Source organism: Cognaticolwellia beringensis (assembly GCF_002076895.1).
Classification (GTDB): domain Bacteria; phylum Pseudomonadota; class Gammaproteobacteria; order Enterobacterales; family Alteromonadaceae; genus Cognaticolwellia; species Cognaticolwellia beringensis.
The window spans coordinates 612,030-624,711 of sequence record NZ_CP020465.1 but is presented as its reverse complement, the minus strand read 5'-3'; the positions used below and the strand labels follow the sequence as shown (position 1 = coordinate 624,711).

Here is a 12,682-nt window from a genome sequence, read left to right as displayed (position 1 = left end):
TAAAATTAATCATTTACCATATACAACTCTCTAAAATTTGAACAAACTTGCTATGGCAGATACAGATAACTTCACCGATAAACGTCGATTTATAATTCGCTTAGGCAAAGCCTTACATAAATTTGGTACGCCTGCTTATCGATTAGAAGCTCATTTAACCGATGTTTCGAATAGCTTAAATGTATTTGGCTCTTTTGTTATTACACCGACATCGTTAACTTTTGTTTTATCAGAAGATGACGAAAATCAAGACTACAACCATATTCTTCGTGTTGCGCCGGGCGAACTCGATTTAGGTTCATTGGCTCGTGCCGACGAATTAGTTGATGAACTAACCTCAGGCCAACGCACACTTGCAGAGTCTATTGAACGCTTAGATGAAATTGCTAATAAGCCTAACCCTTATGGCCGGTTTTTAACGTTTCTTGCTTTTGGTGCATCCAGTGGTGCTTTCGCCATGCTAATGCACACCAGTTGGAATGACGTATTTTGGTCTAGCTTGTTAGGCTTGGTTGTTTGCTTATTTACTTTTTGGGCTGAACGCTCACGCCGTGTAACGGATATGTTAGAGCCCATTGCTGCAATGACAACCGCTATTTTAGCGACGGCAATTGCCTTAATTGATCCCAGCATAAATATCCCATTAGTGGTTTTATCTAGCATTATCGCGTTTATTCCAGGCTTGTCGTTAACCCTAGCATTATCAGAGCTTGCCGCTCGAAATTTAATATCAGGTACCGCAAGATTGATGGACGCCTTGATGATTTTGTTTAAAATTTACTTCGGTGGTGTTTTAGGAATCGCTTTAGGAAAAATGATGTGGGGAGAAGTCATTTTTATTCAACCGCCTAATACCCCTAATTGGACCTCATGGGCGGCAGTTACGACTCTATCAATTAGCTTAGTTATCTTATTTAAATGTCGAAAAAAAGACGCCCCATGGGGAATTATTTCAGGTTATGTCGCCTTTGGTGCCAGTATAGTTGGCGCTGAGTATTTAGGTGTTGCCCTTGGGGCATTTGTTGGCGCTTTTGCTTTGGGTATATACAGCAGTATTTTTTCACGCATTATGAACCTCCCCTCTAGCATTGTTAAATTAATGGGCCTTGTTGTTCTGGTACCAGGAAGTAAAGTGTATATTGGTTTAAGCAACGCGGTATCCGGACAAACCATGTTAAACGCTACAGATATAGGCTCACAAACATTTCTAATTTTTATGTCTTTAGTGGCTGGATTAATATTTGCTAATGTCGCTTTTCCATCGAGAAAGATCCTTTGACGACCAGAGCTAAAAATAGGCTGCTAAACTTATGGTGACCAAAACAAAATACCACCACGGTGATTTACGAAAATCGCTGGTCAGTACGGCAACCGAAATGGTGACTGACGGCGGCATTGAAGGCTTATCGTTACGTAAACTTGCTGAGCGCATTGGCGTTTCAAGAACGGCAGCTTATCATCACTTTACCGATAAGAATGATTTACTCTGTGCCATTGCAGAGCAAGGTTTTGAACAGTGGCATCAACGTGTTAGTGAAATTTTCTCTGAAGAAAAACTGTCGAATGAAGAGAAGTATCGCAACTTTGTTCATGCTTATATCGGTTTTGCAACGAATAATCCTTCGCTATACGAATTGATGTTTGGTCGCATTATTTGGAAAGAGAATAATAGTACTGACGCATTGAAGAAAATTGCCTATGCAAGCTTCAACTACCAAGTTGAAATGACTAAGTTATGGCAAGAACAAGGTATTATTATACAAGATGAAAATTCTTTAAGATTGGCTCAAGTAACTTGGGCAACCCTACATGGCATCGCACGTTTAGTTATTGACGGCATATATGCACAAGAAAACCAAATTGATGAAATGTGTGAATGTGCGGTGAATGTCTTTCTCGCTAGTACACATAATACCCATTGAATAATGGATTAGCCTACTTAGGCAAAATATAAGGTGATTTATTTATGACTACCGCTGGCAATCAAACTAAATTAGCCCAATTTGATGAGTTTTTTTCCATAAACTATGACTTTCATATTAACGCGAGTGTTATCGAGTTAGCGCAATTGCCAACTTATCCGCAGTTTATAGAAAATATGCCGGCACCATTTAAAATAGCATCCGAAGTAAATTCCATCGATCAAAATGCACTGCGCCCGCTGCAAGCTGCTCCTGGTGTTGCTAATCAATTAATGGAATACCTAAATCATCAAGCAAAAAAAATGGACTTCCTCATTGGTTATATTCTGAGTCAGCAAAATGAAGCAAGTATGAGATTTCAAGCGATTAAATTTGGTGGTGGAGGCATTATTTTTAAAGCCAAAAATCCAAAAACCTTTAGCACGAGTGATTTTATTGAATTAAAGTTATTTTTTTCTGACGATAATACGGCCCTGTACTGTATTGGCGAAATCGTCAATAGTGAATTAATTGACGGCGAAAGTCAGCATAAAGTGATTTTTCATCATATTCGTGAAGAAGATCAAGAAGCATTAGTGCGTAATAGTTTGCATCAGCAATCAAAACAACTACAAGCGCTAGCGCAACAGCGCAATCAAGCTAAAAAAACAGAACTGTAAACTCCCTGTTAAGAATAGCTGCTGGTTTTACTGTCTTTTACTTAAGCTTAATTACAGAGACGTAAATTTCCTCTGTGCTTACCATAACGACTCACGGCTTCACGTTGACTGGAGATGTAGAGTAAAAATTAATTAAAATAATTTAAATTTCAAATAATAACTAACATAAAAAGCCTACTGTTAAAGCTGCCTCGGCCAGTTTGCTACTATAGCGGTTTACTGTAAATACATATCCCTCCAAGACATCTAACGTTACAAGTTATTACAACACATTGTTTTATATGGCTTTATTTCACGATTATTCATTTCCATATTACTTTATATTTTTTACGAATATTTTTTGTCTCTGCATTTTAGTTCTTATTTTAATTTGATTAAAAATTTTGATTAATAACAGCAAAATATTTCACTTTTCTATTTCCAATTAACGGCACATTATCTAGTGGAAAATCCAAATATGATGTTTTTATAAGGTAAAGAAATGAACATTGATACATATGCAGACACTGATATTGATGAAGATTCAAATTTTGATACTGGTATTGCTGGTTTTGAAATTGCCTATGGTTCAGCCAATAAGAAAGCAATTAGAAAGACAACAAAACAAACATATCAGATCAGACAACGATTAGATTCACTAAACGAAAAAAAATTTCTTGATAGACAACTTAACTCCTTAAGTGACTATTGGGACATGTAACAGGTATACATTAACGAGATTGAACATGAAAAAATTAATTTTAGCATTGGCTGTTCTGGCATTAACGTCAAATGCAGCGTTTAGTCAAGACGATGAGCCAGAGTTAATGGCTGCATCGCCTGAATATGTTTTAAGCCTTTTAGCACAGTGTAAAAACGATGCTGTGGAAGATGAGATCACAAAATCAGAAATGAATAGTTACTTATTAACTTGTATTAATGACGAGTTAGAAGCTAGCTATTATGAAGCGATTAAAGTCCTTCCAAAAGAAGGCTAAGCTAATATATTTAGATATTTAACGCTAAGTCACTCAAATTATTTAACTCATTTAGACAAGTGGGTTTCTTAATTTGAGTTCACTTATTTACTGAATTCTCTCCCCTAAAAATAGATATTTTAAACTAGTCATTTTTAAAGCAACAAAATCCCTTTTCTCCTGCCACTATTCAATTTGAATTAGCCTGCTTCTAACATTTTTCTACAGAGCTGATATTTTATATTTTTCAGAGCAATTTTTATAATTGCCAACTTTGCTATAATTAATAGTCAAAATAAAAGTTAAAACAATATCCAACTCACTGTAAGTAATAATATATTTCGTTGACAGTATGATTACTTTTCAGCACTATCTACTAAATCCTACACTACACAGCTGTCGCTTCATTTCCTCAATCAGGTGTTATTACTAGCTCTATAGCGCATTAAATTAAATAATATCAGCATAAAAATTAATATCGTACCAACATTTCCTGAGCCTTTTAATGAACTTTGAACATGTCTCTTATCTTGAATAGCATCACTCACACCATCACCATCAAAATCGCCATTTTCGTCAATATCAGAGACACCATCACCATCACTATCAAGGTCTAAGTAGTTAGACGAACCGTCACCGTCAGCGTCATTCTGTCCCTCTATCGCATCACTGATGCCGTCACCATCACTATCAAGGTCTAAAAAGTTAGACGCGCCATCACCATCAAAGTCTGTTTCCCCTTCAATGGCATCACTTATTCCATCGTTATCGCTATCAAGGTCTAAGTAGTTGGACGCTCCATCACTGTCAAAATCATTCTCCCCCTCTCTAGCGTCACTAATACCATCATTGTCACTGTCGAGGTCTAAAAAGTTAGATGCACCATCAGAGTCGAAGTCATTTACTCCTTCAGTAGCATCACTAATACCATCGTTATCACTATCAAGGTCTAAAAAGTTAGACGCGCCATCCGTATCGAAATCATTAAGACCTTCTATAGCGTCACTAATAGCATCATTGTCGCTATCAAGATCAAGATAGTTAGGTGTTCCATCACCGTCAAAGTCGACAGCTTGTTCATCAATATCTCTGATACTATCGCCGTCGCTATCAACGTCCTGGAAGTTTAATATGTCATCGCCGTCTGGGTTAGTTAAAATAACGAGTGTGTCGTCAATGCCATCCAAATTATCATCTTGATTTGAATTAAAAGCGGGATCAAATGCATCATCAATACCATTTCTATTAGCATCAATCCCTGACGGTGCAACAGTCAGTTGTTCTACATTGTCACTAATTTTGTCATTGTCGCTATCAAGATCTAAGTAATCAGGTACTGAATCTCCGTCTGTATCCTTAACGTTATAAATATCGTCAACGCCATCAAGGTCATTGTCTTCTCCACCGGTAAAATCGGCATCAAACATATCGTCGATACCATCCATATCGTGGTCGAATCCTGATAAATTCGGTCTGCCATTTTCAATTAAATCAGAAATACCGTCGTTATCACTATCGCGATCTTTTTCATCGATAATGCCATCATTGTCCGTATCTAGCGCGCGTAGAACTTTAGTCGTTTGCACACTAGCCGTATTAGTACTTAAAACTTTATTAATACCCGCGGTTTCATTGCCATCATCAACAAATGAACGCTCAGTAATATCAGCAATACCATCGTTATCATCATCTTTATCGATTACATCAAGCACTGAGTCGTTATCGCTGTCAGCATTACTTCCGTGACCCAGTACTTGGGTATCGCCATCAACACTGTCATCAATCCCATCGCCATCGATATCTGCTGTTATATCAACTTGACCATCATTATTGTTGTCAAAGGCGCCATGGGCATTATCTTGAATATCATAAGTACCATCATTGTTTTTGTCTGAGTCTAAATGGTCAGGAATGTTATCTTCATCAGTATCAACAACTTGTGTAATTAAAGGTGCACCAACATCAATAATGCCGTCTCTATTATCATCTTGAACATTCGCTTCTAAAGTATCAGTGTCACCATCGTTGTCGCTATCAAGGTCATTCATATCTATAACGCCATCAGCGTCTGTATCTATGAAAGTAAAGTTATCGATAATTCCGTCACTGTTTGCATCTATCGCGTTTGAAAGATCAGCGTCAAACGTATCGTCAATGCCATCATTATCATGATCGAAACCTGATACTTGAGCTTCAATGCCATCTCGAATACCATCGCTGTCACTATCTATATCAAGGTGGTCTGGTATAAAGTTCTGGTTGTGATCATTAAGTAAGATTAACAAATCATTGATACCGTCATTATCAGCATCTAAACCATTGGTTTGATCAGCGTCATAGGAATCGATAATTCCATCATTATCACTATCTGCATCACCGGTTACACTTTGGTCATATCTATCCCAAATACCGTCATTATCTATGTCTGTGAAGCCTATAAAAGCTTCAATTGCATCAGGAATACCATCACCATCTGAATCTTTATCCAAGTAATCTGCAATACCGTCATTATCCGTATCTATCGCTTGATAGGTAATGCCATCACCGTCAGGATCATCTCCACCTATGTCGGCATCAAATATGTCATCAATACCATCTTGGTCACTATCATTGCCAGACAGTCTTGCTTCAAAGCCATCAACAATGCCGTCATTATCACTGTCTGGGTCTAGGGCGTTGATAATGCCATCATTATCAACATCGGTATTACCTTCAATTACATCAGGGATGCCATCCATATCTTCATCACTACTTGAGTCCTGGAAGTTGGGTATGTTGTCGCCGTCATCATCGCCAATCCCTTCTACGCTATCTAGAACACCATCACTATCAGAGTCTGTATCTTGAGCGTCCGGAATGCCGTCATTGTCTGTGTCACCATAGCCTTCATCTAGGTTTGAAATACCATCATTGTCTTCGTCAAGACTTACAGTTTTAGAAAAATAAATGATGCTCAAGTTTTCTGCTTTGTCTTCAGCTTCTGCTCTAAGATCGTAAGTTCCTTCAGGTAAAATAACTGAACTTTCACAGACCCATGAATTTTCATTAACTGGGGCGACACATAAGGTATTGTCCGTTGATTCTATAATTGTTACTTCAGTACCATCTTCTGTGTCAGATGTACCACTAAATATCAGCGCATTTTCTTGACTATAAATAACTCTATCAATAGTGAATATTGGCTTTTCTGTATCTTTATCAATTGCAACTGGAGAGGCACTCCCTATATTTCCAGCATTATCAGTTTGGTTCGCATTAATAGTCACTACTGATAAGCCATCAGTAACAGCTCTCATATTCTTATTTAAGGCCCACTGGCCTGCGTCACAATTTACAGAATTTGAATTTAAGTTATTAATTTTTACAACGACCGAGTTGCCATCATCACTACATGTTCCTTCAAATTTGTAATTTGACTGATTAACAATATTAACTGTCACGGTTTTAAAGATAGTTAACTCAGGAGGTTCAGTGTCATATAGGCTAGTCACTTGAGCCGCCATCGTGTTGAGATTGCCATTGTTGTTTTGTGCCACATTAGCATTGACATTCAAGGTGATTTCGCCATCGGCTATCGGTGAAATTAATGCTGTATAGCTACTGCCATTAATATCGATAAAGGTACTGATGATTGCATTTGTTACGCTGATATCACTCATAGTAAAATCAATAACTGATTCACTAAAGGTAAAAATCGCGATGAATTCAATATTGGTATTAGCCGGAACATTTTGAATTTGTACCGATGGACGGCTGGCATCATATTGACTGGTCACTTGCGTGGCGGCCGTATTGAGATTACCCGCAATATCTTGGGCAACATTGGCATTAACACCCAACGTCACCGCGCCATTGGCCGTTGGCGTGATCAAGGCGGTATAACTACTGGTACTGACAATAATGAAGGTACTGACCGTCGCATTAGTGACTGTAATATCAGTGGGAATAAAGTCAATCACCGGCTCACTAAACGTAAAGGTAGCGGTGAATGGTGCGCTGCTATTCGCCGGGACATTTTGAATTTGTACTGACGGACGCTTACCATTAAAGGTACTGCTCACTTGCGTGGCCGCCGTATTGAGGTTAATACTGAGATCTTCAGCCACATTCTCGTTAATATTCAACGTCACCACACCGTCAACAATCGGAGTGATCAACGCGGTATAATTACTGCCACTAACCGGTATAAAATCACTGACCGTGGCGTTAGACACGCTAATATCATTGAGAATAAAATTGCTCACCGGCTCACTGAACACTATGGTGGCGGTGAATGCCCCGTTGGTGTTTTCAGGAACATTCTGAATCGCAACCGATGGGCGCAGGGTGTCATAATTACTGCTCACTTGCGTGGCAGCCGTATTAAGATTGCCACTGATATCTTGTGCGACATTAGCATTGACGTCTATGGTCACTACACCATTCGCCGTAGGGGTGATCAAGGCAGTATAGAGACTGCCACCGAGAGAAATAAAGTTACTGGCCGTACCGTTACTGACACTGATATCACCGATGATGAAGTCGGTGACAATTTTATCAAAGGCAAAGGTGGCAATAAACGCCGCTTTGGTGTTTTCAGGGACATTTTGAATAGCAACCGATGGACGGCTGGCATCATATTGACTGGTCACTTGCGTGGCCGCCGTATTAAGATTACCCGCGATATCTTGGGCAACATTGGCATTAACATCCAACGTCACCGCGCCATTGGCCGTTGGGGTGATCAAAGCGGTATAACTACTGGTACTGACAATAATGAAGGTACTGACCGTCGCATTAGTGACTGTAATATCAGTAGGAATAAAGTCAATCACCGGCTCACTAAACGCAAAGGTAGCGGTGAATGGTGCGCTGCTATTCGCCGGGACATTTTGAATTTGTACTGACGGACGCGTACCATTAAAGGTACTGCTGACTTGCGTGGCCGCCGTATTTAAATTAATACTGAGATCTTCTGCCACATTCTCGTTAATATTCAACGTCACCACACCCTCGGCTATAGGGGTGATCAACGCGGTATAATTACTGCCACTGACCGGTATAAAGTCACTGACCGTCGCGTTAGACACACTAATATCATTGAGAATAAAATTGCTCACTGGCTCACTGAACACTATGGTGGCGGTGAATGCCCCGTTGGTGTTTTCAGGAACATTCTGAATCGCAACCGATGGGCGCAGGGTGTCATAATTAGTACTCACTTGCGCGGCCGCGGTATTCAGGTTGCCACTGAGATCTTGGGCAACATTTTCGTTAACATTTAAGGTCACCACACCGTTCGCCGTTGGCGTGATCAAGGCGGTATAGAGACTGCCACCGAGGGAAAGAAAATCACTGGCCCTACCGTTACTGATACTGATATCACTGCCGATAAAACCGGTGACAATTTTATCAAAGGCAAAGGTGGCAATAAACGCCGCTTTGGTGTTTTCAGGCACATTTTGAATAGCAACCGATGGACGGGTGGCATCATACTGACTGGTCACTCGCGTGGCCGCCGTATTAAGGTTACCCGCGATATCTTGTGCGACATTGGCATTCACATCTAACGTCACCGCGCCATTGGCTGTTGGGGTGATCAAGGCCGAATAGCTACTGGTACTGACAATAATGAAGGTACTGACCGTCGCATTAGTAACCGTAATATCAGTGGGAATAAAGTCAATCACTGGCTCACTAAAGGCAAAGGTCGCGGTGAATGGTGCGCTGCTATTCGCCGGGACATTTTGAATTTGTACTGACGGACGCGTACCATTAAAGGTACTGCTGACTTGCGTGGCCGCCGTATTTAAATTAATACTGAGATCTTCTGCCACATTCTCGTTAATATTCAACGTCACCACACCCTCGGCTATAGGGGTGATCAACGCGGTATAATTACTGCCACTGACCGGTATAAAGTCACTGACCGTCGCGTTAGACACACTAATATCATTGAGAATAAAATTGCTCACTGGCTCACTGAACACTATGGTGGCGGTGAATGCCCCGTTGGTGTTTTCAGGAACATTCTGAATCGCAACCGATGGGCGCAGGGTGTCATAATTACTGCTCACTTGCGCGGCCGCGGTATTCAGATTACCACTGAGATCTTGGGCAACATTTTCGTTAACATTTAAGGTCACCACACCGTTCGCCGTAGGGGTGATCAAGGCGGTATAGAGACTGCCACCGAGAGAAATAAAGTTACTGGCCGTACCGTTACTGACACTGATATCACCGATGATAAAACCGGTGACAATTTTATCAAAGGCAAAGGTGGCGATAAACGCCGCTTTGGTGTTTTCAGGGACATTTTGAATAGCAACCGATGGACGGCTGGCATCATATTGACTGGTCACTTGCGTGGCCGCCGTATTAAGATTACCAAAAAGATCTTGGGCGACATTCTCATTGATGTCTATAGTCACGGCGCCATTGGTCGTCGGTGTGATCAAGGCGGTATAGCTACTGGTACTGACAATAATGAAGGTACTTACCGTCGCATTGGAGAGCGTAATATCAGTGGGAATAAAATTGATCACTGGCTTACTGAACGCAAAAGTTGCGGTAAATGCACTGTTACTATTAGCTGGTACATTTTGAATTTGTACTGACGGACGCGTGCTATTAAAGGTACTGCTCACTTGTGTGGCGACCGTATTGAAATTTCCAGCCGTATCTTGTGCGACATTGGCACTAACGTCTACAGTTACTGCGCCATCAGCAGTCGGTGTGATCAACGCCGTGTAGTTACTACTATCGACATCGATAAAGTTACTGGCAATACCGTTACCGACCAATATATCAGTAATAATAAAGTCAGATACCGGCTCACTGAATGCAATGGTTGCGGTAAAAGCACCGCTGCTATTAGCAGGTACATTTTGAATAGCGACTGATGGGCGAGTCGCATCATATTGGCTAGAAACCTGAACTGCTGCGGTATTAAGATTACCGCCGCTATCTTGTGCAACATTAGCATTAACATCTAAAGTCACTGCGCCATCAACAGTTGGTGTAATCAACGCCGTGTAGTTACTACCGTCAACATCACTAAAGTTACTAGCAATGCCGTTACCTACCAATATATCAGTCAGAATAAAGCCAGTCACAGGCTTACTAAACGCAAAGGTTGCGGTAAAAACAATTTTCGAATTGGCAGGCACATTTTGAATTTGTACTGATGGACGACCGGCAGTAAATGTACTGCTCACTTGTGTGGCCGCCGTATTGAGATTTCCAGCTGTATCTTGTGCGACATTGGCGTTGACATCTAAAGTCACTGCGCCATCAGCCGCCGGTGTGATCAAGGCGGTATAGTTGCTGCTATCAACTGTCGTAAAATTGCTAGCAGTGCCGTTACCCACTGAGATATCAGCAAGAATAAAATCAGTCACTGGTTCACTGTAGGCAAAAGTTACCGTAAAAGGACTGTTGCTATTAGTCGGTACATTTTGAATTTGTACGGTAGGTTGGCTTAAGTCGATTGTTAATTCAAACGTGCTTTGATCAGAAACACTATCAACACCATTAGTTACTGTTGCGTCAACATTGTAAACACCTTCTGGCATAGAGTCTTCTGGAGGTACAGTTAACGACCATTGATTTTCAGTGACGACAAAATCGATACCTTCCTGATAGGTAATGTTGTTCAATACAATATTTAACTGCTCTGAATCTACTGTCGAACGATAAGCCAAACCACTGAGCAAAGGAGTGGTATCAGATGTATTTGCGCTATTAACTGTTGGGATACAACTATCACCATTTAGCGCAAAGACTTTCTGTGTAGCATTACCGATACTGATACCTAACCCTTCAGCAGTTGGGTCAGCAAAATTAGTCACAATATCACTAATAACGGGTGATAAAATATCATCAACAACAAGGCTACGAATCAAAGCTAAAAGCAATGTCGTATCCACCAATGTAGGATCTGGAGTCGTTGAAAGCACTGTATTGCTTAGTAGAGAAGACAGCAGTGAATTAATAACTCCAACACCCGCCGTAGTAGTTTTGCTTTCAGGAAAAGGAGCTATAAAATCAAGGCTTTCTAGAGCCCCATTAACATTCGCATTAGCACGTGCTTCTAATGCTATAGTTTCATTAGCAAGACCTAAGTGAATATTAATACTACCTATAACTACTGGTGCGACTTCGGTTGCATAATCAATATCACTGGTTAAGCTCCTATCATTAAAATCGACAGCACTAATTTGACCTAAGTATAAACTTGCAACTCCTGGGGTTACATTTAAGCGTAAAGTTTGCGTTAAGTATGACAGCTGTTCAACTGTGCCATTGGCTCTTGAAACATCGGCATACAATTCAAAATCAGTAAGATTTACGGCAACATTTGCTAAGCCTAAAGATAAAGGAGCTGCAGCTACGTCTACAAGATCAGCGAATATCTTCAGTCTGATAGATGAAGTAGTAAATGCTGTACCAACAGATCCGCTGACTAACTTAGGCCCTTCAACAGCGATGATAGCGGCAGAGATATCGCTAAGAGAAACAGACAAGCCACCAAAAGTGCCATCAAGCCCAAGTGCGGATAAATTTAAAGAAATATCTTCTGCACTAATGGCATTTTGATGATTAAATGCCTGTAAAATCAGCATATGAAAATCGAGAACATTGACTGTTGTCGACAATACCGCGCTATCTTCAACATTTAAATTAATAACATCGAGTAATGAAAAAGTATTGGCAGGCACCACAAGTTTAATATCTTCCAGTGTGGCAATGGCAACCGTGTTACCACCTTGGCTTTGCAGAACAGTAATCGCAGCATCAATTGCTTGCGTGAGGGTTATGTTGGCAGCAACAGCATCTGATTTATTAGCGACACTCAGATCAACCACTAATGTATCAAGATAACTTTCTAAATCTATTCCAGCACTTAGCAAACTACTATATTCGGTATCGGCAACTGAAAGCTTTACATTTAATCCTAGCAGCCCACCAGTAATAAAGTTGAGTAACTCTGCATCTGAGATACTAATTGTAGCCACACCGCTACTCGCCACAAAAACCGACTCACAAGTTTCAATTGATTTTACATAGAATGATGTAATCAACAGTTGAAAAACTAGAACAAAACGAAAAACTCTTAGTACTTTTTTAAAATAAACATCCATATTTATTGACCACCTGCATTTTG

At 40.4% G+C, this 12,682-nt stretch carries 6 protein-coding genes; 5 read left to right on the top strand and 1 reads right to left on the bottom strand.

From position 1 onward, the window contains the following. Positions 1-52: 52 nt before the first annotated feature. The 5 genes from B5D82_RS02550 to B5D82_RS02530 all read left to right on the top strand — a co-directional run bounded on the left by B5D82_RS02550 (position 53) and on the right by B5D82_RS02530 (position 3,558). Complete coding sequence (locus B5D82_RS02550) at positions 53-1,279, top strand: threonine/serine exporter family protein (protein WP_081148970.1); 1,227 nt, start codon at positions 53-55, stop codon at positions 1,277-1,279. 31 nt (positions 1,280-1,310) lie between these two features. Then, entirely contained in the window at positions 1,311-1,922 is a 612-nt protein-coding gene (locus B5D82_RS02545; protein ID WP_081148968.1) for a TetR/AcrR family transcriptional regulator, read from the top strand. A gap of 44 nt (positions 1,923-1,966) precedes the next feature. Next, positions 1,967-2,581 (top strand): hypothetical protein, encoded by a 615-nt coding sequence (locus B5D82_RS02540; RefSeq protein ID WP_081148967.1) that lies wholly within the window; start codon positions 1,967-1,969, stop codon positions 2,579-2,581. Positions 2,582-3,062: 481 nt separating this feature from the next. Continuing rightward, a complete protein-coding gene (locus B5D82_RS02535) occupies positions 3,063-3,281 on the top strand; it encodes a hypothetical protein (RefSeq protein WP_081148965.1) in 219 nt (72 codons plus the stop codon). A 25-nt stretch (positions 3,282-3,306) separates the two neighbouring features. Continuing rightward, a complete protein-coding gene (locus B5D82_RS02530; RefSeq protein ID WP_081148963.1) occupies positions 3,307-3,558 on the top strand; it encodes a hypothetical protein in 252 nt (83 codons plus the stop codon). Positions 3,559-3,953: 395 nt separating this feature from the next. On the opposite strand, the gene B5D82_RS02525 is transcribed toward B5D82_RS02530, so the two are convergent. After that, on the bottom strand, positions 3,954-12,533 hold the full coding sequence (locus tag B5D82_RS02525) for an Ig-like domain-containing protein (RefSeq protein ID WP_157673826.1): 8,580 nt from the start codon (positions 12,531-12,533) through the stop codon (positions 3,954-3,956). Between the last annotated feature and the right edge of the window lie 149 nt (positions 12,534-12,682).

What these genes read in the sequence shown, in the direction of transcription:
- B5D82_RS02550 (WP_081148970.1), top strand. Translation starts at nt 53, where the DNA reads ATGGCAGATACAGATAACTTCACCGATAAACGTCGATTTATAATTCGC.
- B5D82_RS02530 (WP_081148963.1), top strand. Translation starts at nt 3,307, where the DNA reads ATGAAAAAATTAATTTTAGCATTGGCTGTTCTGGCATTAACGTCAAAT.
- B5D82_RS02535 (WP_081148965.1), top strand. Translation starts at nt 3,063, where the DNA reads ATGAACATTGATACATATGCAGACACTGATATTGATGAAGATTCAAAT.
- B5D82_RS02540 (WP_081148967.1), top strand. Translation starts at nt 1,967, where the DNA reads ATGACTACCGCTGGCAATCAAACTAAATTAGCCCAATTTGATGAGTTT.
- B5D82_RS02545 (WP_081148968.1), top strand. Translation starts at nt 1,311, where the DNA reads ATGGTGACCAAAACAAAATACCACCACGGTGATTTACGAAAATCGCTG.